Genomic DNA, 25,613 nt, shown 5'->3' on the forward strand with positions numbered 1-25,613 from the left:
TCACCTCAGCCTCGGGTTGGACATGATGGCGATGATGTCGGCGACGGTGATGAGCAGGAGATAGCCGAGGCAGAAGATCATTGCGCAGCTTTGGATCAGCGGCAGGTCGCGGGTCGCGACCGCATCGACCATCAGCTTGGCGATGCCGGGATAATTGAAGATCGTCTCCACGATGATGACGCCGCCGACCAGATAGGACAGCGACAGCGCAACCGCGTTGACGATCGGCCCGAGCGCATTGGGAAGTGCGTGCTTGAGCACCATGCGGCCGCGTGAGGCGCCTTTGAGCAGCGCCATCTCGACATAAGGCGTGGACAGCGTTTCGATCACCGCGGCGCGGGTCATGCGGATCATCTGAGCCGAGATGACGAAGGTCAGCGTGATCACCGGCATTGCATAGATGCGCACGAGGTCGGTCAGCGTATGCGCCTCATTGACCGAGGACAGCGCCGGCAGCCATTTGAGATAAACGGCGAAAAGCAAAACCGCGAGAGTCGCGACCATGAATTCCGGTACCGAGATGACGCCGATCGCAAGAATGGTGACGGTGCGGTCATAGAGCGAACCACGCAACATGGCGGCGGTGATGCCGAGCGTCAGCGCTAGGGGCACCGAGAGCAGCGTGGTGATGCCGGCGAGCTCCATGGTGTTGACGAAGCGCCCGCCGATCAGCGCCGCGACCGGCATCTCGTTGGCATAGGAAGTGCCGAGATCGCCGTGGAGCAGGCCGAGAAGCCAGCGCAGGAAGCGCAGGATTGCAGGATCATTGAGATGCATGGCCTCGCGCAGGCCGGCGACGGCTTCGGGGGTGGCCGCCTGGCCGAGCAGAATCGACGCGGTGTCGCCAGGCAGCATGCTGGTGGCGAAAAACACGGCGAACAGGACGATCAGAAGTGTAACGACCGCGATTGCCAGCCGCTTCAGCACGAGGTTTAGAACCCCAGACGTCATGGAAGCGCTCCTGCGGTTGCGTTCGGCCAGCCATGTTGCGCAATAGTGCCAGGGACCGGCTGTCCGGTCCCTGGCAGGCGCCTCTCAGGCTTCGAGCCAGAGATATTCCGCCATTGCGTAGCCCATCATGCCACCGAGTGGGTTCGCCTCCAAACCCTTCACCTTGCTGGAGAGAGCATCCACGTTGGAAATGTAGGCCGGGATGATGGTGCCGGCCTGCTCGGAGACCATGGTCTGCATCTGGCCATAGATTTCCTTGCGCTTGGCCTGGTCGAGCGAGCCGCGCGCCTCGACGAGCAGCTTGTCGAACTTCTCGGACTTGTACTGGCTTTCGTTCCAGGGCGCGTTGGAGGCGTAGAGGAGCGAGAACAGGATGTCGGGTGTCGGGCGCGGATTGATGTTGCCGAAATGGATCGGCGCCTTGAGCCAGTAATTGTCCCAATACCCGTCGGACGGGACGCGTTGGACATCGAGCTTCATGCCGATATCAGCACCGGCGGCCTGGATGATCACGGCCATGTCAATCGACGACGTCGCGGCATCGGAGGCGACCACGGGGATGGACTGGCCGAGCAGGCCCGACTTCTGGAAGTGGAACTTGGCCTTGTCCGGGTCGAAGGCCTTCGGCTTGAGGTCGGCATTGTGGAAGATGTTCGCCGGCGAGACAGGCTGGTCGTTGCCGATTTCGCCGAGGCCGCGCAATGCCGATTTGACGATCTGCTCGCGGTTGACGAGGTATTTCATGCCGGCGACGAAGTCGGCCTTATTGCCCGGATCCATGTCGAGCCGGATGTTGAGGTCCGTATAGTTGCCCGAGGTGGTTTTCGACAGTTCGAAGCCCTGCTGGCCGCCGATGAGCTTCATCGCGCGCGGATTGATCGAGGCGGCGAAGTTGACGTCACCGGAAAGCAGGGCGTTGACGCGAGCGCTGTCGTCGCTGATGGCGATGAACTCGAACGAATCCAGGTATGGCTTGCCGGATTTCCAGTAGTTCTTGTTCTTGGAGACGACCGACCGCACGCCCGGTTCGAACGTTTGCAGCACGAAGGCGCCGGTGCCGTTGCCCTTTGAGAAGTCGGTGGTGCCATCCGCCACGATCATGAAGTGATGCAGGGCCATGATGGTCGGAAGGTCGGCATTCGGGTCGGCGAGCGTGATTTCGACGGTCGACTTGTCGACCGCCTTGAAGCCGGTCATCTGAGCGGCGATCTTGGCAACCTTGGAGCCGACCGCCGGATCGAGATGGCGCTTCATCGAGAAGACGACGTCGTCGGCCGTGAGGTCCTTGCCGTCGTGGAAGGTAACGCCCTTGCGCAGCTTAATGGTCCAGGTCTTGGCGTCCTTGCTGTCGAAGCTCTCGGCCAGCTCCATCTGCGTGACGCCATCCTTGTCGAGGAAAGTCAGGCGGTTGTAGAGCGAGCAGCAGCGGACATAGTCGGTCGACAGCGACGCTTTTGCAGGATCGAGCGTGTCGGCGGTCGAGGACGACCAGCCGGCGGCCTTGAAACTGCCGCCGGAAACCGGCGTGGCGGCGACGGCATTGGTGGCACGGCCAAGCACCACGCTGCCCGCGGCGATCGCGGCGCCGCCGGCCAGCAGCATCTTGAGGAGTTCGCGGCGGCTTGCGCCCCGCCGAATGGCATTCTCGACCATGGCATCTTCTGCGCTGGTCCAGTTTGTTATCTTGTCGGTCATATCATTCCCCTTTCTGTTTGTTTTTCCGGGATGCTCGTCTTGCTGCGGCTTTCCGGGCTTGGGCTCAGGTTCGTTCCTTCAGGCTTTCCCGCACGGCGGCGGCAAGGGCCGCCATTGACGTGAAGTGGTAGTCAGGCGCGGTGAAACGCTCGGGCTCGAGCGTGCCGCCGTAACCCTTCTGGGCATGCCGGCGCTCGATCCAGCAATTGGTCATGCCAAGCGCCCGGGATATGCCGATGTCGTGGTACTGGCTTTGCGCCACGTGGAGGATGTCGTCCTTGCTGTCGTCCCTTGAGGCCACGAAATCGAAAACCTTCTGAAAGAAGGCCGGGTCCGGTTTTTCCGTACCTGTATCGTCGGCCGTGAAGGTGGCGAAAAAGGGCGAACCGAGTTGCTTCTCGAAATGATCGAGCGCCCAGCGCCGGGCATTGGTCATGGCGATCAATCTGTGCGACTTCGCAAGGTCCGCCAATGCCGCCGCGCTGTCAGCAAAGCCTTGCCATGCACGGGCGGAGTCCCGCAGGCGCACACCGTATTTCTCCTCGGGAGGGAGGCCGAGACGCGGCGCGATGACCGTGTAGACACGCAGGAGATCGTCGGGAAACAGGCTCGCATCGGGCATGTAGCGGGCCTGCCGGTAAAGGGCCAGCGCCTCCTCGCCATCGACCGAAACGCCGGCCTCGGCGGCAATTTGCGCCAGGCAGGTCGTGATCCCGCCCTCGAAGTCGATCAGCGTGCCGACGACATCGAAGGTCATGTATTTGAACTCGCTAAAGCCCCTGGCCAAGACTGGGTCTCCTCTGCATGCGGCCGAATTGCACGTGTTGGACAGAACAAAATTCCGTGCTGTCCGGGGCGTCGGTCTCTTTTGAAGGCCTGGAAATCCGGGCTTTCTGGCCTTGTCTTCTCAGCAGTCTGGCACTTCCCCCGCGCTGGATTCGCCGAAAAGGCGTTAGGAGGCGGCACAAAATTGCGAAATGATCTGCCCCGGCGCTATTTCGAAACACAGGGTATTCGTCTGCCGTTATGCCAGGGCCTGGCGGACATCGGGATCGTCCAGCGTCTGGTCGAGCGTCCGGCGCGTGCGCTCGATGATCGCGTCGATGTCGGCGTCGGTGCAGCAGAGCGGCGGTGCATAGCCGATCACCCCATGCGCAAAGGCACGGATGATGAGGCCATTGTCCCACGCCCTGTCGAAGACGCGCCGCGCCGGCATGGCCGACGCCGGAAGCGGCGTCTTCGTCTTCTTGTCGACCACCAGTTCGATCGCGGCAAGCATGCCGCGGCCGCGCACGTCGCCGACGAGGGGGTGGCCGCTCAGGCTTGCCAGTCCTGCCATCAGGCGGGCGCCGGCGTTGATGCCATTCTCCAGAAGGCCGTCTTCGTAGAGCTTCAGCACCTCGAGCGCGACGGCGGCGCTGACGGGATGGGCGGAATAAGTGTAGCCGTGACCGACGGCCGAGGCGCCCGCGCCATCGGCGATGACGTCGTAGACATGATCGGCCATGCAGACGGCGCCCATGGGAACATAGCCCGAGGTCAGACCCTTCGCCGTCGTCATGAAATCGGGAACGATGTCCTCATCGGTGCAGGCGAACAAGGGCCCCGTGCGGCCGAAACCGGTGATCACCTCATCGGCGATGAACAGGATGCCGTACTCCCGGCAGAGTTCGCGTATCGCCTTGATCCAGCCTTTCGGTGGAACGATGACGCCACCCGAGCCCTGGATCGGCTCGGCATAGAAGGCGGCGACCCGCTCCGGCCCGATCTCCTCGATCTTGGCCTTCAGCGTGGCGAGCGATGCGGCGATGATCGCTTTGCCGTCCTCGCCGACCGGGTTGCGGTAGGGATAGGGGGAGGGGATCTTGTGCTGCCACTCAAAGGGAATGCCGAAACCGGCGTGAAAGGCGGGCAGGGCGGTCAGGCCCGCGCCAACCACCGACGAGCCGTGATAACCCTGCTCGATGGAAATGAACTGATCGCGTTTTGGCTCGGCCCTGGCATTCCAGTAGTAGCGGACGAACCGGATCGTGCTGTCGACCGCGTCCGATCCACCAAGAGTAAAATAGACGTGGTTCAGATCCCCGGGCGCGCGCTCGGCCAGTTCCGAGGCGAGGCGGATCGCCGGCTCAGAGCCGAGGCCGAAATAGGCGGTGGCGTAGGGAAGCTCTCGCATCTGCCGGGCCGCCGCCTCGACGATGCTGTCATGGCCGTAGCCGGCATTGACACACCACAGCCCCGCGAAACCGTCGAGAAGTTGCCGGCCGGACGCATCGGTCACGGTCGCGCCCTTCGCCGATTTCAACACGCGCACGCCGTGCGCCTCATGACCACGGTATGAAGAGACTGGGTGGATGAGATGGGCGCGATCGAGTTCGATCAGGGAATTGGCGAGCATTGTTGTTCTCCGACTATCCTAGCGCCTGGTTGGCGAGGGCGTAAACTTTTGGCCTGGCCTGTTCCGCGACCGTCTTGGGCGGACGGTCCATGGCTACGCCGCCGCCGACATGGGTAAGGCCGATTTCCTCGAGCCAGCCGGCGATGCCGGTTCCGCTGCCGGTATCCACGCGCAGGAAGGCACCGGCGCGCGCGGCGGCGAAGAAGCCGATCAGGGCCTTTGCCTCGTCGATACTTCCCGCGATGACCGGACCAATCACCTCGCCGCGTCCGAACGGCCGGATCGCGGCATAGGCCCCGATGGCGCCGTCGCGGCGGATGACGGCGAATTGGCCGCGCTCGGCCAGCGCATCGATTAGAGCTCCACGGTCGGCGCCATAGGCGTCGCGGTCCAGCGCCTTGATTTCCCGGAGATCGGCGGCGTCCGCAGCTTCCACGCCGCCCGGCGCACCAAGCTTGGCAACGCTACCTTGATGTTGCCGGATCGTACCGGACGGCACAAAGCCGAGCTTTTCATAAAGAGACATGCCGTCCGCTGTGGCGACGAGCCGCAGCGGACGGTCACCGGCAAGGGCGAAGGCCTGATCCATGAGCCGGCGCCCAAGCCCCTTGCCGCGCACAGTCCTGTCGACGATCACCATGTTGATCATGGCGCAATCTGCGCCGTAGGGCGTTACCAGGATGGTTCCGGTGACGCGGCCCTGATCGTCGAGCGCAACCGCGCCGTTCGAGAGCTGCAGCGCCATCTGCCAGTCCTGCGGGCGATGTGGCCAATTCTCCTGGCGAGAAAGCACTACGGCTCCCTCGATATGGTCGGGCCCGAAGGCCCGGAGTTCGATGTCGCCCTGCGGCATAAGGCATCCTTCCGTCTGACGACAAGTTTCGACCATCGGCGCGCCGCAGATCATCTGAAGGCTTTGGCTTGGACAGTATCTTTCGCCGTAGCGTAAGCGGTGCGCCGCATCTTGTGCTGGCGTCATCCACGGCGGGGGCGCCTCACGCCGTGCGCGGCGCCGCAATCGGCACGCCAGATGCCACAGCGTGCCAAACCGGATGGCGGATACGGAACTTTCTGCTTTCGGAAGGCCTATTTCGGTCAGGTGGGTCGCCGCCTGCCGCTCTATGATGAAATACATCCCAGCGCGGATGTGCTTCCACCGGAGATCGACGGACATGGCTTCCTTCAGGCCCAAATACATCACCTTCGACTGCTACGGCACGTTGACCTTTTTCCAGATGGCGGAAGCGGCGCGCGATCTCTACGGCAGCCGGCTCGACGAGCCGCGCATGCAGGAGTTCATCAAGAATTTCGCGGCGTATCGGCTGGATGAGATTCTGGGCGACTGGAAACCTTATGCCGACGTCGTCCACAATGCGCTCGAGCGCGCTTGCAAGCGCAACGGCGTCGCCTTCAGCCCGGACGACGCCAGGATGGTCTATGAGCGCGTGCCGACATGGGGACCTCACGCCGATGTCCCCGCGGGCTTGGCGAAGGTCGCCAAGGAAATTCCGCTGGTCATCCTGTCCAACGCGATGAACGCGCAGATCATGTCCAATGTCGAAAAGCTCGGCGCGCCCTTCCATGCTGTCTATACGGCCGAGCAGGCGCAGGCCTATAAGCCCCGCTTCAAAGCCTTCGAGTACATGCTCGACATGTTGGGCTGCGGCCCGGACGATATCCTTCACTGCTCGTCCTCGTTCCGCTACGACCTGATGTCGGCGCACGATCTCGGCATCAAGAACAAGGTCTGGGTCAACCGCGGCCACGAACCAGCCAACCCCTATTATGGCTATGTCGAGATACCGGATATTTCAGGCCTTCCAGGCGTGGTCGGTCTCTAAAACAGGCGGATTGCCGATGAAGCTGGTCTCCTACTGGCACGACACTGCCCCCGTCTTTGCCGGCGCGGCGCAAGGCCCGGTCGAGGGTCACTACGATGCCGCCATCGTCGGCGGCGGCTTCACCGGACTCGCCGCCGCCCGCCAATTGGCGAAGGCCGGCGCCAAGGTGGTGGTGGTGGAAGCGGAGCGCGTGGGCTGGGGTGCATCCGGGCGCAATGGCGGACATCTAAACAACGGACTTGCCCACAGCTACCTCTCGGCCAAGGCGGAGCTCGGAAAGGAACGCGCGGTCGCGATCTACCGGGCGCTGGACGAGTCCGTCGACACCATCGAGGCGCTGGTCGCCGAGGAAGGCATTGATTGCAACTTCCGCCGCGCCGGCAAGCTGAAGCTAGCCTCTAAGCCGCAGCATTTTGGTTCGATCGCCCGCAACTTCGAAGCGATCCATTCCGAGGTGGATCCGGATACGGCGCTGCTGTCAGCGGCCGATCTCAAATCGGAGATCGGCTCGCCTTTCCATGGCGCGATGCTGTCGAAGAAGAGCGCCATGATGCATATGGGCCGCTATGTGGCGGGTCTCGCCACGGCAGCCGCGCGCCACGGCGCCGTCATCCACGAGATCGCTGCGGTGACCGATCACAAGCAGGCCGGCAAGCGGCATGAGTTGACCACGTCGCGGGGTCGCATCAGCGCCGACGCCGTGCTGGTAGCGACCGGTGCCTATACGACGCCTGACTTCGGCTATTTCCGCCGCAGGATCATTTCGGTTGGCAGCTTCATCATCGCCACGCAGCCCTTGAGCGACACCGAGATTGCCGCGACCATGCCGGGCAACCGGACCTGCGTGAACTCGATGAACATCGGCAACTACTTCCGGCTCTCACCCGACAACCGGTTGATCTTCGGCGGCCGCGCGCGCTTCTCGGCGACATCGGACCAGCGCTCCGACGCCAGGAGCGGACAGATATTGCGGGCAAGCCTGGCGGCCATCTTCCCGCAGCTCGCCAAAGTCGAGATCGACTATTGCTGGGGCGGGCTGGTCGACATGACCAAGGACCGTTTCCCGCGCGCCGGCTACCATGACGGGGTGTGGTACGCGATGGGCTATTCCGGTCATGGCGCGCAGCTTTCCACCCAGCTCGGCATGATCCTGGCCGATGCCATGCTTGGCCGCGAGGACCGCAATCCGCTGAAGGGGCTCGAGTGGCCTGCCATTCCAGGCTATTCAGGCAAGCCGTGGTTCCTGCCGATGGTCGGCCTCTACTACAAGGCGCTCGACCGGATCCAGTGACCACTGATCCGGCGGATGGAGTTTAGCCCAGCCCGCCCATATGGAAGCTTTTCATCTCGAGATATTCCTCGATGCCGGCCTGCGCGCCTTCGCGGCCGAGGCCGGACTGCTTGACGCCGCCGAAGGGTGCCACCTCCATCGAGACCGAGCCTGTGTTCAAGCCCACCATGCCGAACTCCAACGCCTCGCCGACGCGCCAGGCGCGTTTCAAATTCTCAGTGTAGAAGTAGGAGGCAAGACCGTAGGGTGTGCCGTTGGCCAGCGCGATCGCTTCCTCTTCCGTCTCGAAACGGAAAAGCGGCGCGACCGGGCCGAACGTTTCCTCGCCGGCAAGCTGCATGTCCTTTGTGGCGCCCGTCAGCACCAGCGGCGCGACATACTGAGGGCCGTCGGGCAGTGCCGGCTTCTCGGTTACGATCGCAGCACCCTTGGCGAGCGCGTCCGCGATGTGGCGGTTGATTTTCTCGACCGCCACCATGTTGATCATCGGTCCGATGACGACGCCGGGCTGGGTGCCCGGCCCCACCGTCATGGCGTTGACGCGCGCGGAAAGCTTCGCGGCGAAGGTCTCGTAGACCCCGGCCTGGACGAGGATGCGGTTGGCGCAGACGCACGTCTGGCCGCCGTTGCGGAACTTCGAGACCAGCGTGCCCTCAATGGCTAGGTCGAGATCGGCGTCGTCGAAGACGATGAAGGGGGCATTGCCGCCGAGTTCGAGGCTGAGCCGCTTCACGCTATCGGCCGCGCCGCGCATCAGCAACGAGCCGACCCGCGTCGAGCCGGTGAAGGAGATCTTGCGCACAGTCTCATTGGCCATGATTTCGTTGCCGATTTCCGCTGGCATGCCGGTGACGATGTTGATGACGCCGGCAGGGATGCCCGCCCGTTCGGCGAGCACGCCGAGCGCCAGCGCCGAATAAGGAGTGAACTCAGACGGCTTGATGACCACGGTGCAGCCTGCGGCCAGCGCCGGCGCGACCTTGCGGGTGATCATCGCGTTGGGAAAGTTCCACGGCGTGATGATGCCGCAGACACCCACCGGCTCCTTCAGCACGATGATGCGGCGGTCCGGGGTGGGCGAGGGGATGGAGTGGCCGTTGATGCGGCGCGCTTCCTCCGCGAACCATTTGACGAAGGAGGCGCCGTAGCGGATCTCGCCCTTGGCCTCGTCCAGCGGCTTGCCCTGTTCGGTAGTCAGGATCAGCGCGAGATCGTCCAGATGCGCCAGCATCAGGCCATGCCAGGCCTCCAGCAGGGCCGCGCGTTCGGCGTTGGTCTTCTTCTTCCAATCCGCATAGGCGGAAGCCGCGGCCTCTATCGCCGCACGGGTCTCCGTACCGGCCATGTCGGGTACTGTGCCGATCGCCAATTGAGTGGCTGGGTCGAGCACATCGACAGTTTTGCCGGAGCCGGCGGCGACCCATCTGCCGCCGATCAGGCCGGCTTCGCGGAAGAGATCTTCGTCTTTCAGGTTTTTCATCGAAAAATGCCCTGCAATCAGGTGAGTGCCGCGACGATGGCCGCTGTGATGGCTTCCGTCCTGTCCTTCCCGGGAGCGGTTCCAATGCCGCGCGCGGTTGTCGCTTCGACCGCCTTCATGACGCGGCCGGCCGCAGCCGTTTCGCCGAGATGTTCGAGCATCATCGCGCCGGACCATATGGTGGCGATCGGGTTGGCGATGCCCAGATGCGCAATGTCTGGTGCGGAGCCGTGCACCGGCTCGAACATGGACGGCGCCGAGCGGTCGGGGTTGATGTTGGCGGAGGCGGCGTAGCCTAGCCCGCCCTGGATCGCCGCGCCGATGTCGGTGAGGATATCGCCGAACAGGTTGGAGGCGACGACCACGTCGAGGCTCTCCGGCGCCATGATCATGCGCGCGGCCAGCGCATCGACATGATAGCTGGTCACGGCCACGTCAGAGTACTCCGCAGCCAGCTTTCGCGTGATCTCGTCCCAGAACACCATCGAGTATTTCTGCGCATTGGACTTGGTGACGGAGGCCAGCTTGCCGCGCCGTGTCCGCGCCTGCTCGAAACCGAAGCGCAGGATGCGCTCGACGCCGGCGCGGGTGAAGATCGAGGTCTCCACCGCCACCTCGTCCAGCGTGCCTTGATGCACGCGCCCGCCGGCGCCCGAATATTCGCCTTCGGTGTTCTCGCGGATGCACAATATGTCGAAGCTTTCGGCCCGCAGCGGTCCCGTGACGCCCGGCAGCAGGCGATGCGGCCGGATGTTGGCGTACTGCACGAATGCCTTGCGAATCGGCAGCAGCAGGCCGTGCAGCGAGACCGAATCCGGCACTTCCGCCGGCCAGCCGACAGCGCCGAGAAGAATGGCGTCGAAGCCACGCAAGTTTTCGATGCCGTCTTCCGGCATCATGCGGCCGGTATCCCGGTAGAATTTGCAGGACCAGGGAAATTCGGTTCCGGCCAGCGCAAAGCCGGCATGTTTGGCCGCCATCTGCAGCACGGACCAGGCGGCGGCGGTCACATCGGGGCCGATGCCGTCACCGGGGATCAGGGCGATCGAATAGGACTTCATCGGCATCTCTCTAGAGGCTGATCAGGACGCTCTTGGTCCTGCGATTGGCGAGGTAGGCTTCGCGGCCGAGGTCCTTGCCGATGCCGGAACGCTTGTAGCCCCCGGTTGGAAGGATATGGTCGCGCGAGCGGCTGTAGCGGTTAACCCAGACGGTGCCGGCTTCGAGCTTACGTGCGAAGCGTATGGTGCGGGACAGGTCTGACGTGAACAAGCCGGAAGCCAGCCCGTAGATCGGATGGCTGGACAGCGCCAGCGCTTCTTCCTCGGTTTCGAAGGTCTGGACGGTCAGGACCGGGCCGAAGATTTCCTCGACGATCGCGGGATTGGCCTTGTCCACGTCAGCGATCAGCGTCGGCTGGTAGAAATAGCCGGGGCTGTCCATGACGCCGCCGCCGGTCAGGCATTCGCCGCCGGCCTCGACCGCGGCCCGCACGATGCCGTCGACACGTGCCCGCTGCCGCTCCGAAATGATCGGCGAATAATGCGTCGCCTCGTCCCAGGTCGTACCGGGCCGCACCGCCATCATCCGCTCCAGGATGGCGGCCGTCAGCCTGTCCGCCACACCCCTCTCGACGATCAGGCGCGTGCCGGCCACGCAGGCCTGGCCGGCGTTGAAGGTGACGCTGCCGGCGATCGCCGTCGCCGCCTTCTCGAGATCGGCATCGGCAAAGACGATCTGGGGGCTCTTGCCGCCGAGCTCCAGCGTCATCGGCTTGACACCGGTGCGGGAGACGTTTTCCATGATCGCGGAGCCGGCGCGGGTCGAGCCGGTGAAGCTGACCTTGGCGATCTCAGGATGACCGGTCAGCGCCGTGCCGGTGGTTGGCCCATCGCCGAGAACTACGTTGACAAGTCCCGCCGGCAGACCGGCTCTGACCGCGAGCTGCGCCAGGTAGACGGTCGAGAAGGGGGTCATTTCCGAGGGTTTCAGCACGACCGCATTGCCGGCTGCCAGCGCCGGGCCAAGTTTCCAGCCGGCCATCGAGATCGGAAAATTCCAGGGCGTGATCGCGGCTACCACGCCATAGGGCTCGCTCATGATCATGCCGAGACTGGCGTCGTCTGTCGGTACAAGCTCGCTGCCTTCCTTGTCGGCGAATTCGGCGAAGAAGCGGATCTGCTCGGCGGTAACCGCAATGTCGCCGGCGACGACCTGGCCGACAGGACGGGTCGAGCACATCGCCTCGATCCTGGCGAGCGTATCGGCTTCCGCTTCGATAAGATCGGCCCAGGCCTGGAGTGCCTTGGTGCGCTCGCGCGGCCGAACGCCGCCCCAATTGCTGGCTTTCAGCGCCGCCTTGGCGCTTTCGACTGCATAGTTGACGATGTCCAAATCCGCCACTGGACAGGCGGCATAGGCTTTGCCGTCCGAAGGGCGGCGCATCTCGATGGCACCCTCGGCCGCGATCAACTCTCCGCCAACGAAATGGCCAACGGGGAGGAGAACGGCGTCCGGATCGAAGCTCAGGCTCATGGGCGATCACTTTCGAGCATTTGCTCGAGCCTAGCGCGTGCCGGCACGCAGCATGCGCTGTTCGGCGACACGCAGCCGACGAATGTTGCGTGCCGGATGCGAGGGACGGCAAAATCTTCCGCGCGGCACCTCGCTCGGATCCTGTTATCCCACCGTCACGTAGATCTTGCGCACCGTTTCGATGGTCTTCCAAACACCGGTAAAGCCCGGCTTCATCACGAAGCTGTCGCCAGCGCGGTAGGTCACCCTCTCGCCGGCGTCCGGTATGATCTCGATTACGCCGGAGAGAATGTGGCAGAACTCGAAAGTCTCACCCTTGATCGAGCGCGTCTCACCCGGCGCCGCCTCCCAGACGCCGGTATGGACGAGATCGTCCTTGGCGACATCCTGCGCCCAGGTCTTGAAGGCAGGGTCGCCGGCGATCAGCCGCTCTGGCAGCGCCCTGGATTCGCGCGGCGAAAAGGTTGGATTGGTATCGACGGTCTTGAGCAGGGACAAGGGATGGCCTTTCTGGTTGGACTTCAATAGCCGCGCGACCGGTCGACGAGCCCGATCGGCTCAACGCCGGCACGGTGGCGCCGGATGTTGTCGATGACGGCGCGTGCCGCGGTCTCCGGCTGGGTGACGCTCGCGACATGCGGGGTGAGGATGATCTTCGGATGTGACCAGAACGGATGGTTCGCGGGCAGCGGTTCGGGATCGGTCACGTCGATCATCGCCGCTGAAAGGTGGCCGCTCGCGAGCGCGGCGACAAGCGCCTTATGGTCGAGCTGCGGCCCCCGGCCTGTGTGAACGAGAGCCGCGCCCTCCGGTAGTTTGGCGAACAGATCGGCATTGAGAAATCCGCGCGTGTCTTCGGTCAGCGGCAGCAGGCAGACCAATATGTCGCTGGCCGCCAGCATCGTCTCCAGCCCAACCTCGCCATGATGGCAGGTCACGCCGTCGATCTGACGCGGCGAACGGCTCCAGCCGGCGAGCGGGAAGTCGAAGGGTTTCAGCCGGTCGAGGACCGCCTGGCCGAGCTGCCCGAGACCGAGCACGCCGATGCGGCGCGAGGCGGCCTGGATCTGCGGGACATCCAGCCATTGACCGGCCCGCTGCTGCGCCAGATAGGCGGGCAGGTTGCGGTGCAGCGCAAGTACGGCCAGCGACACGTACTCCTGCATCATGCGCACGATGCCTTCCTCGACCATGCGCACGATCTTCACCGTCGCGGGCACCGCATCGAAGCGAAACTGGTCGACGCCGGCACCAAGGGAGAACAGGAGCTCCAGATTCCGGTAGCGGGCGAGATTATCCGGCACCGTCCAGGTGATGAGATAACGCACCGCGTCGGCATCGACCGTCGCGGCATTCATGGCGAACGGGAGGCCGGGCAATTCCTTGGCGAAGGCTTCGGCAAAGACCGCGCCGCGCCGCGCATCGGAATTGAAGAGGAATGTCATCCGGGTCCCCTTCAGGCGGTGCAATGCACAGCCAGCGCTTCGATCATAAGCTGGCAGGCGGTGAGTTCGCTGGCGAGAATATATTCGTCCGGCTTGTGGGCACGGCCGATATCGCCAGGACCGCAGATGATCGCATCCAGGCCGGCGGCTTGGTAGAGCCCAGCCTCGGTGCCATAGCTGACGGCGGCGAGCGGTGCTTCGCCGGTCAGGTGGCTCAGCAAAGCCACCAAGCCTGAATCTTGTGACAAAGACAGTGCGGGATAGGCGCTCATAGGCGTCCACTCGACAAGATACCCCTTCGCGGCAAGGGCCTGGGCCCGCGCCTTGACCGGCGCGAGCAGGCGCGCCGGATCGACGCCAGGTATGGCGCGCGCCTCCAGGTCCAGCGTGCAGGTGTCGGGAATGATGTTGACCTGATGTCCACCCGCCACCACACCCGCTTGCAGCGAGGAGTAGGGCGGCTCGAAGGTTGGATCGAACGGGCCGTGCGTCAGCCGCTCGGCTTCGCTGACAGCCGCGCTCAGCGCCTCGGACATCGCATGGATGGCATTGAGTGCGAGATCGGGCCGGGAGGAATGGCCGGAGCATCCCTTGATGGTGACGCGGGCGGCCGCCTTGCCCTTGTGACCGCGCACGGCGCGCATGCCGCTTGGTTCGCCGACGATGACGCCGAGTGGCATGGCGCAAAGTTCGGGAAGCCGGGCGATGAGATGAGGCACGCCGCGGCAGCCCATCTCCTCATCATAGGAGAAGGCGAGATGGATCGGCCTCGCAAGGCGCAGCCGCGACAGGGCAGGCACCGCCGCCAGCGCAGCGGCAAGAAAGCCCTTCATATCGGTGGTGCCGCGTCCATAGAACCGCTCGCCCTCTTGGCGCAATGCGAAAGGAAACGAACTCCACTGCGGCTCGCCGGCAGGGACGACGTCCATATGCCCCGACAGGATATAGCCGGGGACATCGGCGGGACCGATCGTCGCGAAGAGATTGGAGCGGCCGCCTTCCGGCCCCGGGAGCAAGGTGACCTTCGCTCCCTGTTCTGCCAGATAGGCCTCGATCCAGCCGGCAATGTCCCCGTTCGGCTTGCCGGCCACGGATGGAAAGGCGACGAGACGGCCGAGGATGTCGAAGACGTCCATTCCAGACCTCAAGGTATTTTGGGGTTTGGGCATTTGGCATTCCGGTTCGTCGGGCCGATACGGTCGACAATGTCAGCGTTCCTTCGCGATTGCGTGCCGAAAGCGGAAGTGTTTCAGTTGAATCTTGCGTTGGCGCGGGGCTTTCGAACAGATCATATTGGTCCGATTGGTTAGCGTCGGCAGGGGCAGGGTAGGCCGTTGTGGGACCTCTCCATATCGGCAAAGTTTCAGAGGCATGGAATTGAAGCCGTCCGAAAGCTTGAAGATCGACGCCTTCTCGATGCGCATCGGGGACATCGAGGGCATCGAACTCGACCGGTTGCACGCGCATTCCCTGTCGGTGGGATGGCCGCACCGGGCCGAGGATTGGCAGTTCCTGCGCGAGTCAGGACAGGGGTTCGTGGCACTCGATGAGATCGGCCGGGTTCTGGGCTCCGCAATGTGGTTCGCGCACGGCGCCGACTTCGCCACCGTGGGGATGGTCATTACCTCACCGCGACTGCAGACGCTTGGCGCCGGGCAATGGCTGATGAAGCTGGTCTTCGAGAAGGTCGCCGGGCGCGACCTGCGCCTCAATGCAACCCGGGCGGCAAGGCGGCTCTATCTTTCGCTCGACTTCCAGCCGGAACAGACCGTCTACCAATGCCAGGGAATCGCCCGCACGGAAGCGATCGGCAGATTGACAGAGGCGCGGGGCGACGTCCGGATTTTGCGCGCGAAGGATGTTCCCGCAGCGATCGAACTCGACGCGGCAGGATTCGGTGTGAGGCGGGCGACGCTCATCGAGAAGCTGTTCGCACACTCGACCGGCTATGGTCTTTTCAGCGGTGACAAGCTGAAGGCTTTCGCGCTCTGTCGGCCGTTCGGGCGGGGCCTTGTGGTGGGGCCGGTCGTGGCGGGAAACGACGCCGACGCCGTGGCGGTCGTCCAGCCGCACGTAGCCGATCATTCAGGATCTTTCCTCAGGATCGACACGCGCATGGACAATGGCGAGTTCGCTGCCTTTCTGTCGCACGCCGGAATGCCGGTCTTCGACACGGTGCTGACCATGTCGATGGGAAAGCGCCTTGCCGATTTTGCCGATGGCGGCTCGGATATGGCGAAGACCTATGCCTTAGCAAGCCAAACCCTCGGGTAGTTGCCTTCGGATTGCTTGCTAAAAACCGTTGTCCCGGAAGCCCGTCCGCAAGCAAGGCGATCCCGGCGTTTCCAGGTCCGCCTTTTTGCTCCACTACAATTGCAGATGCGGGGATAGGACCACTTGATCCTCATAGCCGGCGAGGTGGGCGGTCAGTATATCGTGGCGCTCAACAGCGACGAGTTCGATAAGGCCGTACTCGCCAGCGACGTTTCGTTCAGCCATTCGTCAATCCGGTCAAACTCGCCGACGACGAGACCCAGGACTTTTCGGTTTCTGCTTCGATTTAGAATAGTACTAACCACCGGACCGATACGACATCGCAGCGCACGATGCACCGACCTACTTGGCCAAGAGCGTCTGCTACCAAAGTTACGTCATCAGACCTGTCCGACTGCTTACGGCCCCCAAAGAGGACATGGCGGCTTCGCGCCCAATCTCGGTCGTTGAACAGTCCATAGCCCACTGCCTTAAAGCGGGCCTCGATGCTAAGCGGCACATATTCATCGTGAGCGCAAAATTTTCGCCGTCAGCTAGATCGCCGATGGGCCACTGCAATATTGTCGCGCCGCCTGGAAACCATCCCCGTGAGCCAGCCTTGTCCAGCATGGAAATGGCCTTGGCTTCGCCGGCAGGGCTCGCTGAACTGGAGACGCCCGCCGAGCCCTATCATTTCGGCTTGGTGCGGCCGGCTGAAGGAAAGGATGGTTAGCTCGGCTTCATGCGCAACAGTATTCGTACGTAAATCCAGCCGGAATGTACCAAAGCCCTGCAGAAGAGCTAATGCTCTTCCTTGATGTTCCGCCAATCGACATCTAACGAAGGCCATCACTTATAAAATCATCAAAATGGATCGGCATGGAGAATCCGACCTTCACGCGGTCCATGATAACCATGGTCTTGAATCCCTTAATGTCAGGGTTCTCGTAGAAGAATTTCCGCGTGAAGGCCTCGTAGTCTTCCATGCTTCGGGATGTTACTATGAGGACGAAATCCGATTCCCCGGTCACATAGTAGCCGTTCATCACTTCAGGCGTCTGGCGGATGGCTTGCTTGAAGCGGTCGACAATGTCAGCACGTTCGCGCTCGAGCGAAACCAGCACTAACATCGCAACAGGGCGCCCGACCATTTTAGGTTTGATGATCGAGACGTCAGCTTCGATCACACCCCCGTCGCGAAGCCGCTTGAGACGACGCTGGACGGCCGTTGCCGAGAGACCGACCATTTGCCCAAGCTCTTCCGTGCTGGAGCGGTTGTGGGTTTGCAGGATGTTCAGCAAGCGAGAATCCAGCCGATCAAGCTTGAGAGATGTGCGCATTTTTTCCTCTCATTGGCTTCAAACAAGCATTATTCCTGCGAATTTTGGATCGAATAAGCGGCAAAACGTTGTCTCATGTCAATAGCTTTAGCATATGAAGGCAATCGTACGGGAACGGAAAACGAAATACGGCAACAAAGGCGCAGCCAAGGCTTGCCCGCTTCAATGTCCGAGGCTTCTGCGCTCTCAGTTGTTCATCGGCGCAGTCTGGAAGAATGCAGCCGAAAAAATGGGGAACGCAGATCCGGCGACCGGACGGGAAATCTCCCGGGACGCGATCAATAACGGATTTGACCTGGACGCCGCATCGCTGCGGCCAAGGGGCGAAAAGGTTTCGACACCCTTGGCATTTCATGGACCTGAAGGCCGCTTGAGGATCCCAGGATGACAACTACTGCCGACATCGCTGAAATGGACCGCCGTTCAGTTCTGCATCCCTTCACTTATTTGAAAGATTTTGCTTCGGGCGCGAATGAGCCGACGATCATGGAAACCGGCAAAGGGGTCCGCATCCGGAACGCCAGCGGACGGGAATATATCGATGGCTTTGCTGGACTGTATTGCGTCAATATCGGCTATGGTCGAACTGAAGTCGCGGAAGCCATTGCGCGCCAGGCCTATAAGCTGGCTTACTATCATTCTTATGCTGCGCACACGACCGAAGAACTCGCCCGCCTGTCGGATCGGCTCGTCAGGATGGCGCCAGGTAATATGTCGAAAGTCTTCTACGGGCTTTCTGGGTCTGATGCGAATGAAACACAGGCCAAGATCGTTTGGTATTTTAACAATCTACGCGGTAGGCCGAAGAAGAAGAAGATCATAGCCCGCGAGCGCGGCTATCACGGCTGCTCGGTGGTGTCCGGCTCGATGACGGGAATGAGTTTTTATCACGATCATATGGATCTGCCTGTTTCCGGCATCCTCCGCACGGGTGTGCCGCATTTCTATCGTGGCGCCCTCCCGGGCGAAACGGAGGAAGCGTTCTCGCAGCGCCGCGCCGATGAGTTGGAGGCGCTGATCGTTGCCGAAGGGCCCGATACCGTTGCCGCTTTCATAGCCGAGCCGGTGCTCGGGACTGGCGGGCTCACGCCCCCACCGGCGGGCTATTGGGCCAAGATACAGGTCGTATTGAAGAAATACGACGTGCTTCTGATTGCCGACGAGGTGATTTGCGGTTTTGGCCGAACCGGGGCCATGTTCGGCTCGGACCTCTACGGGATGGAACCAGATCTGGTCACCGTCGCCAAGGGGCTGACTTCCGCCTACTCGCCGCTGTCGGCGTCGATCATCTCCGAGGAAATCTACCAAGTCATGGAGGAGGCGACGCCCAGAGTCGGCCCCTTCTCGCATGGCTATACCTATTCGGGGCATCCGATCGGGGCGGCGGCGGCGAATGCCGTACTCGATATTGTCGAGCGCGAGGATCTCCCCGGGCAGGCCACAAGCAGGGGCGCCTACCTTCTCAAAAGCCTTAAGGCGACTTTCGAGCAGAATCCGATTGTTGGGGAAGTGCGCGGCGTCGGCATGATGGCCGCCGTTGAATTCGTCGCGGACCGCGAGACCAAAGTGGCATTCGACCCAGCCCTGAAGGTCGGGACCCGCATCTCTCAGGCGGCGCGCGACCGCAATCTCATTGCCCGTGCCATGCCGCATGGAGACATTCTAGGGTTTGCGCCGCCCCTTGTTATGACGGAATCCGAAATCGATGAGATGGTCTCGATCGCCGAGGCGGCCGTAAACGAGATCGCCCAAACGATCGAAGGTTGAAGCGGCGGAGCAACGGTGGAGTGGATGGAAACGGCGTGGCACCTGTTCTGAAAGTTCACGAACTTCGCAAAGCCTTCGGCGCAACCAGCGTTCTAAAGGGGGTGAGCTTCCAGATGCGGCAGGGCGAGGTTATTTCCCTCGTTGGCTCTTCCGGGTCAGGAAAGAGCACTGCGCTACGATGCATTAATTTCCTGGAGACTCCGAGCTCGGGCGAGGTCGAGCTGATGGGCGACATGATTTCCACCGTGCAGAACGATCGCCACGAAACGGAAATTATCAACGCGGCCAATATCAGAATTTTTCGCCGCCACATCGGCATGGTGTTTCAGAACTTCAATCTGTGGACCCACCGGACCGTGCTCGGGAATGTGACCGAAGCACTGATCTACGTGCTTCGCAAGGACAAGCGGGAAGCGGAAGAAACAGCGCTTTCCGCACTCTCGAAGGTTGGCATGGCCGACTTCAGCCACCAGTATCCAAGCCAGCTATCGGGCGGCCAGCAGCAGCGTGTGGCAATAGCCCGCGTGCTAGCAATGCGGCCTAAACTAATGCTTTTTGATGAACCAACCTCCGCGCTTGATCCCGAACTAGTCGGCGAGGTCTTGAAGGTTATCAGAACGCTTGCCGGCGAGGGGGCGACCATTCTCCTCGTCACGCATGAAATGAGGTTCGCACGGGAGGTGTCGAACCGAATGATATTCCTGCACAAAGGTACCGTTGAGCAGGATGCCGTGCCGGAAGAACTGTTTTGCAACCCCACATCCGAGGCGGTGAAGCGGTTCCTTTCCAGCGTTATTTCAACCGCCGCCTAATGCGGCCATTAACCAAAAACAAAAGGGGAAAATTACATGCTCGCAAAGAACACATATCGCTTGGCCTGCGCATCCGGCCTCATCCTGATCGCTGCAATGAGCACTGCATGGGCTGAGGATGGCGTCTTGCGCGTGGGCACTGAAGGCGATGCGCCGCAGTTCAGCATGGCTGACGCCAATGGCAACGTTACCGGCTTCGACGCCGACATCGCCAACGGCATTTGCGCCGAACTCAAGGTCAAGTGCAAATTCGTGGTTCAGACGTTCAGTTCCCTGGTCCCGTCGATGGACAGCGATCGCTTCGATGTCATCATCTCGGGTCTCGGCATCACCGACGAGAGAAAGAAGAAGATCGACTATTCCATTCCTTACGCAACCACGCCTGAGTATTTCGTGGTCCCAAAGGATTCTGCGTTGGCTGGGCTAAAGAGTCTTGCGGAAATTGAGAAGGCTCTAGCCGGCAAGACCATAGGCGTCGTGAACGGCACCACCTACGCACAGTTCATCAAGAAACATATTCCAACCGCGGACCTGAAGACATACGACGCCACGACCCAGCAGAATTCGGATCTCGCGACAGGCCGGCTTGACGCTGCCTTCGGCGATTCCCCGACCTGGGTCGACTTCCTCAGCACCCCGGAGGGAGCCAATTTTGTCCGCATCGACGTCAAGGTCACCGGAGCGGACGATCACGAAACGCTGGGTTATGGCATGGGCGTCGGGCTTCGCAAGGGCAATACCGAACTCAAGGCCAAGCTGGACGGCGCGCTCTGTGACATGATCAACAGCGGGAAAGTAAAGACGGCGTCGGAAAACTGGTTCAAGGACGACTACACCATCGCGTGCAACAAGTAATCATCCGACACTAACAGATCGTCGCGGTAACGCCGCGGCGATCTGATGGAATGTTTTTTATGTTGCACGATATCTGGGTCCTCATGATCGAGAAGGGCTGGCTGCTTGCGCTGCTGCGCGGCGCCGGCATCACGCTTCTGATCGGTTTTCTTGGCATGGTCATAGGGTTGGCGGCGGCAATACCGCTTGCCATCCTTCGTTGGCGCAGGGTCCTGGTACTGTCACAGCTTGTTGATGCCTACAGCATCGTCATTCGCGGTGTTCCAGGACTGCTTATCATCTATCTCCTGTTTTTCGGCTCAGTCGATTGGGTGCAGAAAATTGCCTCGGCGTTCGGCTACGCTAACAGCGCAGAGAACGCCTATCCATTCATTGTCGGCATTTTAGCAATCGCCGCCATCTCCTGCGCGTACTCGATCGAAGTAATACGAGGCGCGCTGCAGTCAGTTCCTGTCGGCGTCCTTGAGGCGGCGCGATCGCTTTCGCTGTCGTCACGCGTGACCTTTTTCCAGGTGACCCTGCCGCTCGCCGTCCGGCTGGCTCTGGGTGGCATCAACAATGTATGGCAGATGACGATCAAGGATACCTCGCTCGTATCTGTCGTAGGCATGCAGGAGCTGATGCGCGGGGCCGCGGTCGCCGCAGGAATTACACGCTCGCCGCTTCTGTTCTATTGCCTGGCGGCCGCGATGTTTTTCGCCATGACCGCAGTGAGCCAAGTTCTGTTCAACCGCGCCGAAAGACATTTCAACCGCGGCTTCGGTAGAGGTTAGGATGGACTTCAGCATCGTAACATATGCGGTACCATTTCTCCTCATCGGCGCGAGGACGACCCTGCTGATTGCAGCTTTCGGCGTCGGTCTTGGGCTGCCCTTCGGCATCCTGCTGGCAACCGCCCGCACATCCCAGAGCAGCACGGTTCGAAAATGCGCCGACTTCTACTGCGCCGTCTTCAGGGGCACGCCGATGCTCGTACAGATCTTTGTGATCTACTACGGCCTCGCGCAGGTGGGTTTCATACGCCACAATCTGGTTTTGTGGTGGTTGATCGGCGACAGTCTGCATGCCGCCATCCTCGCTGTCATTCTCAATACGGGGGCCTATACGGCGGAGATATTCCGGACCGCCCTTTTCTCGCTGCCGCGCGGACTGGTCGAGGCGGCGGAGGCTTGCGGCATGTCGCCTTGGGTGGTCTTCCACCGTATCAAGTTTCCCCTGGCGCTGCGTCAGGCCCTGCCTTCCTACAGCACCGAGGTCGCCGTTATCGTCAAGGAATCAAGCCTTGCCTCCACGATAACCGTGCTTGAAATCACCGGCTTTGCCAAACGGTTGATGAGCGAGACTTTCGCCATCATGGAAATCTTCGTCATCACCGCCGTCTTTTATCTCGTGATCAACGTCGTCTGTCTGACTGCTCTGAATGTCATCGAAAGGCGCTTGTCTTTCGAGACGCGCTCCGCACGCTGAAAGGTCCTCCATGTCAAAGCTTACCTTCGTCGACCATGACAATGTTCCCGAACCCAGGCGAGGCGAACCGCTGCCGGAACGACGCGTGGAAGGCGATCCGCGTTTTCTGACTTGGGATATCGCGCAAACCGCCGATGGACAGGTGCAGGCCGGCTTATGGGAGGTCACGCCGGGTGCCTATCGTTCCGTCAAGGGTGAGACCTTCGAGTTCTGCTACATCCTTTCTGGGGTCTCAGAACTCATCGAGGACGGGTTCGAGCCACGTCGAATCGCGGCGGGCGATGCTTTCGTGATGCATCCCGGGTTCACGGGGGTCTGGCGGGTGATCGAAACGACACGAAAGCTATGGGTCTCCCGCGATTGAGCGGAACACCTGTGAGTTGATTGGATCAAGATGCACGTCATGGATATCGAAGATTCCACACGCCCCTTCAAGTCCGCGCCGTATTGGTGGGACGATTGCTCATTTTCTCCCCTGCAAGTGCGGCCGGTAGTCCCTCGATGCGACGTTGCCATCGTCGGCGGCGGTTATGCCGGGCTGTCGGCGGCCATTGAACTTGCAAAGGCCGGCCGCAGCGTTCAGCTGTTCGACCGCCTGTCGATTGGGAAAGCCGCATCCAGCCGCAACGGCGGCATGGCGAGCGGCAGCATAAGGCCGGGCCGCAAACAATTGATCAGGAGGTTTGGCGAAGATCGCGCCAACGGCATCTTGATGGAGGGAAAGTCCGCACGAGATGATCTTCGCGCCTTTCTTGAAGAGGAGAAGGTAGAGTGCGAATTTTTCCTGTCGGGCCTTTTTGACGGCGCGATAAATCAACACGATTGCGATGAACTGAGCCGCTACGCCGAGCTATTAGAACGTTTTCTTGGGATTGAGGCATATTCAGTCGCCCGCGGGGACGTGTCGCGTTACATCGGAACTGACTTCTACGCCGGTGGCTTCGTGCGCATGGATATTGGCGGGCTTCACCCCGCCAAGCTGCTTTCCGGCATACTGCGAGCCGCCCAGGCGACAGATGCGGTCATCCACGAGAACACCGCGGTTCTGGGGACGAGTGCTGAGGTGGGTGGCGTGCGCGTCACCACTTCGCGCGGCGAGGTGTTTGCGAAGAAGGTGCTGGTATGCACCAATGCCTATACTGATGGCTTCGATCCTTGGCTTCGCCGGAGACTTGTGCCGGTCCGAAGCCGCATCATCGCCACTGAGCCCCTGGGTGACGGCATTATGGAGCGCCTGATGCCGAAGCGGATGATGTACGGCGACACGAGGCAGCTCAGCTATTACTACCGTCCATCGCCAGACGGCTCACGCATTCTCTTTGGCGGGCGCGACGGCACGACGGAAGGGGACCCGCTCGCCCCCACCACACACCTGCGCTCCGAACTTGGTCGCATATTCGCCGAACTGGCGAGTGTTGGTCTTACGCATAGTTGGTTCGGGCAGGTCGCAATGAACCGTGACATGGTTCCACGCATGTTTACCGTGGGAGACACCGTTTACGCCACCGGCTTCTGCGGCTCAGGCGTGGTTTGGGCCCGCTGGCTCGGTAAGAAAGCGGCCTTCAAACTTCTTGGCGAGACGGAGAAGGCCCGATCGGCTTTCGACTTCGATCCGCCGCCAAAACCAGTGCCGTTCTACCGAGGCAAGCCATGGTTCATTCCGTTGGTCTATTCGCTCTACGAATGGAAGGACAAACGCGCCATGTTCCGGCGGAATGGAAGGCAAGGGCGGACATGACCTTTTTCTTTACTCTGTGATCACACGAGCGGGATTTTCGGCCTGATTTCAAGCAGGGTTAGCCAGACTAACATTGAGCACCCGAAGACGAGGCATTCGTTTCCAGCCACTCCGGCAACACGATCTGAATCAGATCAGGCTTGCTCGCGGAACGGCAGCTTCTGCAAAGAAGCTGACCTATAGCGAACAGTCCGGTTCCGGCCCCGTTTCAGTCATTCCGATCGCGGGCCAGTGGGGCCGTTTCTGAGAGCAATACATCCTTTTGGCGAACGGCTCTCGGCAGGTTCGTCAAAGAGTGCAGTGACGCGAAATCGACGCTGCGTTGTGGGGCAGGGAAGGGCGTTATCTTGCGCCAACGCCTCGCAGGTCGCTGGCTATGTTTTTCGCGATCTATCACCCATCGCACGGGGGTTGGGCAAACTCGCAAATCCATGATTTTAGGGGAGATTGGACCGAAGCGTGACCAACCGTGATCCACAATGGTCGTAGGGTGTCGAGCGGGTCGTTTTGGAACTTCCTCCCGTCGTAAATTATCTTATTGAAATCTATCGCAAAAATCAATATCTGACATAGCATGAGGAGCGGCTTCTGGGGGCGGTATTGAATGCTCCTTAGTCACGAATCATGCTCAATCACTGCCTTTCATGTTGAGTCCCTTTGACGCACGGCACGCCACTGTATTCTTTCGATCCCACGTCTCGAGTTCCTCAATTGGGTACAACACGGCTTTGCCAAGCTTGACGTACGCCGGTCCAATCCTCTTGGCTCGCCAATTTCGCAGCGTTCCAAGAGAGATGCTGCCTCGATAGCGTTCCGATACTTCCTCAGCTGTCAAAAACTTCCTGTTGTCCATCAGGCTCTCCAAATATCCGGCGTCGGGAGCATGTGAGCGGGCTCACGCACGCTCCCAAACCCTGGATCATGCAGTTGCGCGGCCATGAGTGGATATGTGCGTCGGAAATAGAAGCCGCTGAGCGAGGTAGTACGAGCAGGGGATATGCCTGGATAGAAATCGGATCGACTGCCAACAAAATGTGCAAGGTCGGTCGACCCGGGCCAGCCGGAAAATGAGGATGGCGATCTCCGGCACCATCGCCTCGACGCGTCCAGCTTGGCGTTGACGTGGGAGTCGAGGCGAACGAAATTTAAGGCTTTCCAGACAGAAAATGACCGGCGCCCTCGCTGGGGAGGTTGCCCGAATGGCGCCGGCCAGACGGTCCCTTTCAGGTCCGCCGCTCTCCAAGCATAACTGAGTCTTTCCGTCGCGTCAGGTGGTTGCGGACTACGCTTTGGCTTTCCGCTTCGCAGGTGCCTTCTTGACTGTTGCGACGGGTTCAGGCTTGCGACCAAGCCCGATAGACTTCGCCAGTTGCGAGCGCTGAGCGGTGTAATTCGGAGCTGTCATAGGGTAGTCGTGCGGCAAGTTCCATTTGGCCCGGTAGGCGTCCGGTGTCAGGCCAAAGTCCGTGCTAAGATGCCGCTTCAGGGATTTGAACTTCTTGCCGTCCTCGAGACAGATAATGAAGTCCGGCGTCACCGATCTTTTCGGGTTGACTGCGGGAGTTTGCGGTTCAACGACAGGCGAGATCGGCGTGCCAAGTCCGGACAGCGAAGCATGAACCGATGCTATTACGTCCGGCAAGCCAGACACCGGCAATGGATTGTTGCTGACATACGCTGAGACAATATCGGCGGTTAACTCAGCTAGTTCGGCAGAGCGGGTATCGGTTTGGTTGGTCATTGGT

The 25,613-nt window shown here is 61.2% G+C and carries 25 protein-coding genes; 10 read left to right on the top strand and 15 right to left on the bottom strand.

Translation table 11 applies throughout. The features are described from left to right. The 5 genes from FJ417_RS19460 to FJ417_RS19480 all read right to left on the bottom strand — a co-directional run bounded on the left by FJ417_RS19460 (position 1) and on the right by FJ417_RS19480 (position 5,897). On the bottom strand, positions 1–951 hold the full coding sequence (locus FJ417_RS19460; RefSeq protein WP_097572240.1) for an ABC transporter permease: 951 nt from the start codon (positions 949–951) through the stop codon (positions 1–3). Positions 952–1,035: 84 nt separating this feature from the next. Next, positions 1,036–2,646, bottom strand: coding sequence for an ABC transporter substrate-binding protein (locus FJ417_RS19465; protein ID WP_140784600.1), 1,611 nt, complete (start codon positions 2,644–2,646; stop codon positions 1,036–1,038). A 64-nt stretch (positions 2,647–2,710) separates the two neighbouring features. Continuing rightward, positions 2,711–3,433 carry an HAD-IA family hydrolase gene (locus FJ417_RS19470; protein ID WP_140784601.1) on the bottom strand — a complete coding sequence of 241 codons (723 nt, stop codon included), beginning with the start codon at positions 3,431–3,433 and terminating at the stop codon, positions 2,711–2,713. Between the two features lie 237 nt (positions 3,434–3,670). Then, positions 3,671–5,044 carry an aspartate aminotransferase family protein gene (locus FJ417_RS19475; RefSeq protein ID WP_140784602.1) on the bottom strand — a complete coding sequence of 458 codons (1,374 nt, stop codon included), beginning with the start codon at positions 5,042–5,044 and terminating at the stop codon, positions 3,671–3,673. Between the two features lie 13 nt (positions 5,045–5,057). After that, entirely contained in the window at positions 5,058–5,897 is an 840-nt protein-coding gene (locus FJ417_RS19480) for a GNAT family N-acetyltransferase (RefSeq protein WP_140784663.1), read from the bottom strand. Positions 5,898–6,216: 319 nt separating this feature from the next. Here FJ417_RS19480 and FJ417_RS19485 point away from each other — a divergent pair, with 319 nt between their 5' ends. Both FJ417_RS19485 and FJ417_RS19490 read left to right on the top strand, forming a co-directional pair. Continuing rightward, positions 6,217–6,885, top strand: coding sequence for a haloacid dehalogenase type II (locus FJ417_RS19485; RefSeq protein ID WP_140713573.1), 669 nt, complete (start codon positions 6,217–6,219; stop codon positions 6,883–6,885). Between the two features lie 16 nt (positions 6,886–6,901). Beyond that, on the top strand, positions 6,902–8,176 hold the full coding sequence (locus FJ417_RS19490) for an FAD-binding oxidoreductase (protein WP_140784603.1): 1,275 nt from the start codon (positions 6,902–6,904) through the stop codon (positions 8,174–8,176). Between the two features lie 22 nt (positions 8,177–8,198). On the opposite strand, the gene FJ417_RS19495 is transcribed toward FJ417_RS19490, so the two are convergent. From FJ417_RS19495 to argE, 6 genes are all read right to left on the bottom strand, one after another. Continuing rightward, positions 8,199–9,656: an NAD-dependent succinate-semialdehyde dehydrogenase gene (locus FJ417_RS19495; RefSeq protein WP_140784604.1), complete on the bottom strand. Its 1,458-nt coding sequence runs from the start codon at positions 9,654–9,656 to the stop codon at positions 8,199–8,201. Positions 9,657–9,673: 17 nt separating this feature from the next. Continuing rightward, the gene (locus FJ417_RS19500) at positions 9,674–10,717 is read right to left on the bottom strand and encodes a tartrate dehydrogenase (RefSeq protein ID WP_140784605.1); all 1,044 of its coding nucleotides are present in this window, start codon (positions 10,715–10,717) and stop codon (positions 9,674–9,676) included. A 10-nt stretch (positions 10,718–10,727) separates the two neighbouring features. Next, a complete protein-coding gene (locus tag FJ417_RS19505) occupies positions 10,728–12,191 on the bottom strand; it encodes an aldehyde dehydrogenase (RefSeq protein ID WP_140784606.1) in 1,464 nt (487 codons plus the stop codon). Between the two features lie 144 nt (positions 12,192–12,335). After that, on the bottom strand, positions 12,336–12,689 hold the full coding sequence (locus FJ417_RS19510; protein ID WP_140784607.1) for a cupin domain-containing protein: 354 nt from the start codon (positions 12,687–12,689) through the stop codon (positions 12,336–12,338). A gap of 23 nt (positions 12,690–12,712) precedes the next feature. After that, positions 12,713–13,636, bottom strand: a complete 924-nt coding sequence (locus FJ417_RS19515; RefSeq protein WP_140784608.1) for a glyoxylate/hydroxypyruvate reductase A — start codon at positions 13,634–13,636, stop codon at positions 12,713–12,715. Between the two features lie 11 nt (positions 13,637–13,647). Continuing rightward, on the bottom strand, positions 13,648–14,772 hold the full coding sequence (gene argE / locus FJ417_RS19520) for an acetylornithine deacetylase (protein WP_140784609.1): 1,125 nt from the start codon (positions 14,770–14,772) through the stop codon (positions 13,648–13,650). Positions 14,773–15,007: 235 nt separating this feature from the next. On the opposite strand from argE, the gene FJ417_RS19525 reads away from it, so the two are divergent. Further along, positions 15,008–15,910, top strand: coding sequence for a GNAT family N-acetyltransferase (locus FJ417_RS19525; RefSeq protein WP_140784610.1), 903 nt, complete (start codon positions 15,008–15,010; stop codon positions 15,908–15,910). Between the two features lie 93 nt (positions 15,911–16,003). Here the strand turns inward: FJ417_RS19525 and FJ417_RS33810 are convergent, their stop codons facing one another. Next, positions 16,004–16,135 (bottom strand): hypothetical protein, encoded by a 132-nt coding sequence (locus FJ417_RS33810; RefSeq protein ID WP_281405927.1) that lies wholly within the window; start codon positions 16,133–16,135, stop codon positions 16,004–16,006. A 590-nt stretch (positions 16,136–16,725) separates the two neighbouring features. Next, positions 16,726–17,229 (bottom strand): Lrp/AsnC family transcriptional regulator, encoded by a 504-nt coding sequence (locus FJ417_RS19530; RefSeq protein WP_140784611.1) that lies wholly within the window; start codon positions 17,227–17,229, stop codon positions 16,726–16,728. Positions 17,230–17,613: 384 nt separating this feature from the next. Here FJ417_RS19530 and FJ417_RS19535 point away from each other — a divergent pair, with 384 nt between their 5' ends. Genes FJ417_RS19535 through FJ417_RS19565 form a run of 7 tightly spaced genes read left to right on the top strand, consistent with a single transcriptional unit; the run spans position 17,614 to position 23,868 of the window. Further along, entirely contained in the window at positions 17,614–18,996 is a 1,383-nt protein-coding gene (locus FJ417_RS19535) for an aspartate aminotransferase family protein (RefSeq protein ID WP_140784612.1), read from the top strand. 35 nt (positions 18,997–19,031) lie between these two features. Next, positions 19,032–19,808, top strand: coding sequence for an amino acid ABC transporter ATP-binding protein (locus tag FJ417_RS19540; protein WP_140784613.1), 777 nt, complete (start codon positions 19,032–19,034; stop codon positions 19,806–19,808). A gap of 36 nt (positions 19,809–19,844) precedes the next feature. Beyond that, positions 19,845–20,663 (top strand): transporter substrate-binding domain-containing protein, encoded by an 819-nt coding sequence (locus FJ417_RS19545; protein WP_140784614.1) that lies wholly within the window; start codon positions 19,845–19,847, stop codon positions 20,661–20,663. A 59-nt stretch (positions 20,664–20,722) separates the two neighbouring features. Further along, a complete protein-coding gene (locus FJ417_RS19550; protein WP_140784615.1) occupies positions 20,723–21,436 on the top strand; it encodes an ABC transporter permease subunit in 714 nt (237 codons plus the stop codon). A gap of 1 nt (position 21,437) precedes the next feature. Next, a complete protein-coding gene (locus FJ417_RS19555) occupies positions 21,438–22,130 on the top strand; it encodes an ABC transporter permease subunit (protein WP_140784616.1) in 693 nt (230 codons plus the stop codon). A 10-nt stretch (positions 22,131–22,140) separates the two neighbouring features. Further along, positions 22,141–22,494 (top strand): cupin domain-containing protein, encoded by a 354-nt coding sequence (locus tag FJ417_RS19560; RefSeq protein ID WP_140784617.1) that lies wholly within the window; start codon positions 22,141–22,143, stop codon positions 22,492–22,494. 39 nt (positions 22,495–22,533) lie between these two features. Then, positions 22,534–23,868, top strand: coding sequence for an FAD-binding oxidoreductase (locus tag FJ417_RS19565; protein WP_140784618.1), 1,335 nt, complete (start codon positions 22,534–22,536; stop codon positions 23,866–23,868). Positions 23,869–24,496: 628 nt separating this feature from the next. On the opposite strand, the gene FJ417_RS19570 is transcribed toward FJ417_RS19565, so the two are convergent. Further along, the gene (locus FJ417_RS19570; RefSeq protein WP_140784619.1) at positions 24,497–24,721 is read right to left on the bottom strand and encodes a helix-turn-helix domain-containing protein; all 225 of its coding nucleotides are present in this window, start codon (positions 24,719–24,721) and stop codon (positions 24,497–24,499) included. Positions 24,722–25,150: 429 nt separating this feature from the next. Further along, positions 25,151–25,609, bottom strand: coding sequence for a MucR family transcriptional regulator (locus FJ417_RS19575; RefSeq protein WP_140784620.1), 459 nt, complete (start codon positions 25,607–25,609; stop codon positions 25,151–25,153). Between the last annotated feature and the right edge of the window lie 4 nt (positions 25,610–25,613).

This window comes from Mesorhizobium sp. B3-1-7 (assembly GCF_006439385.1).
Taxonomy (GTDB): Bacteria; Pseudomonadota; Alphaproteobacteria; order Rhizobiales; family Rhizobiaceae; genus Mesorhizobium.

Coding starts and splice junctions, on each gene's coding strand:
- FJ417_RS19460 (WP_097572240.1), bottom strand. CDS start 951: ATGACGTCTGGGGTTCTAAACCTCGTGCTGAAGCGGCTGGCAATCGCG.
- FJ417_RS19465 (WP_140784600.1), bottom strand. CDS start 2,646: ATGACCGACAAGATAACAAACTGGACCAGCGCAGAAGATGCCATGGTC.
- FJ417_RS19475 (WP_140784602.1), bottom strand. CDS start 5,044: ATGCTCGCCAATTCCCTGATCGAACTCGATCGCGCCCATCTCATCCAC.
- FJ417_RS19480 (WP_140784663.1), bottom strand. CDS start 5,897: ATGCCGCAGGGCGACATCGAACTCCGGGCCTTCGGGCCCGACCATATC.
- FJ417_RS19485 (WP_140713573.1), top strand. CDS start 6,217: ATGGCTTCCTTCAGGCCCAAATACATCACCTTCGACTGCTACGGCACG.
- FJ417_RS19490 (WP_140784603.1), top strand. CDS start 6,902: ATGAAGCTGGTCTCCTACTGGCACGACACTGCCCCCGTCTTTGCCGGC.
- FJ417_RS19495 (WP_140784604.1), bottom strand. CDS start 9,656: ATGAAAAACCTGAAAGACGAAGATCTCTTCCGCGAAGCCGGCCTGATC.
- FJ417_RS19500 (WP_140784605.1), bottom strand. CDS start 10,717: ATGAAGTCCTATTCGATCGCCCTGATCCCCGGTGACGGCATCGGCCCC.
- FJ417_RS19505 (WP_140784606.1), bottom strand. CDS start 12,191: ATGAGCCTGAGCTTCGATCCGGACGCCGTTCTCCTCCCCGTTGGCCAT.
- FJ417_RS19515 (WP_140784608.1), bottom strand. CDS start 13,636: ATGACATTCCTCTTCAATTCCGATGCGCGGCGCGGCGCGGTCTTTGCC.
- argE (WP_140784609.1), bottom strand. CDS start 14,772: ATGGACGTCTTCGACATCCTCGGCCGTCTCGTCGCCTTTCCATCCGTG.
- FJ417_RS19525 (WP_140784610.1), top strand. CDS start 15,008: ATGGAATTGAAGCCGTCCGAAAGCTTGAAGATCGACGCCTTCTCGATG.
- FJ417_RS33810 (WP_281405927.1), bottom strand. CDS start 16,135: ATGGCTGAACGAAACGTCGCTGGCGAGTACGGCCTTATCGAACTCGTC.
- FJ417_RS19530 (WP_140784611.1), bottom strand. CDS start 17,229: ATGCGCACATCTCTCAAGCTTGATCGGCTGGATTCTCGCTTGCTGAAC.
- FJ417_RS19535 (WP_140784612.1), top strand. CDS start 17,614: ATGACAACTACTGCCGACATCGCTGAAATGGACCGCCGTTCAGTTCTG.
- FJ417_RS19545 (WP_140784614.1), top strand. CDS start 19,845: ATGCTCGCAAAGAACACATATCGCTTGGCCTGCGCATCCGGCCTCATC.
- FJ417_RS19550 (WP_140784615.1), top strand. CDS start 20,723: ATGTTGCACGATATCTGGGTCCTCATGATCGAGAAGGGCTGGCTGCTT.
- FJ417_RS19555 (WP_140784616.1), top strand. CDS start 21,438: ATGGACTTCAGCATCGTAACATATGCGGTACCATTTCTCCTCATCGGC.
- FJ417_RS19560 (WP_140784617.1), top strand. CDS start 22,141: ATGTCAAAGCTTACCTTCGTCGACCATGACAATGTTCCCGAACCCAGG.
- FJ417_RS19565 (WP_140784618.1), top strand. CDS start 22,534: ATGGATATCGAAGATTCCACACGCCCCTTCAAGTCCGCGCCGTATTGG.
- FJ417_RS19570 (WP_140784619.1), bottom strand. CDS start 24,721: ATGGACAACAGGAAGTTTTTGACAGCTGAGGAAGTATCGGAACGCTAT.
- FJ417_RS19575 (WP_140784620.1), bottom strand. CDS start 25,609: ATGACCAACCAAACCGATACCCGCTCTGCCGAACTAGCTGAGTTAACC.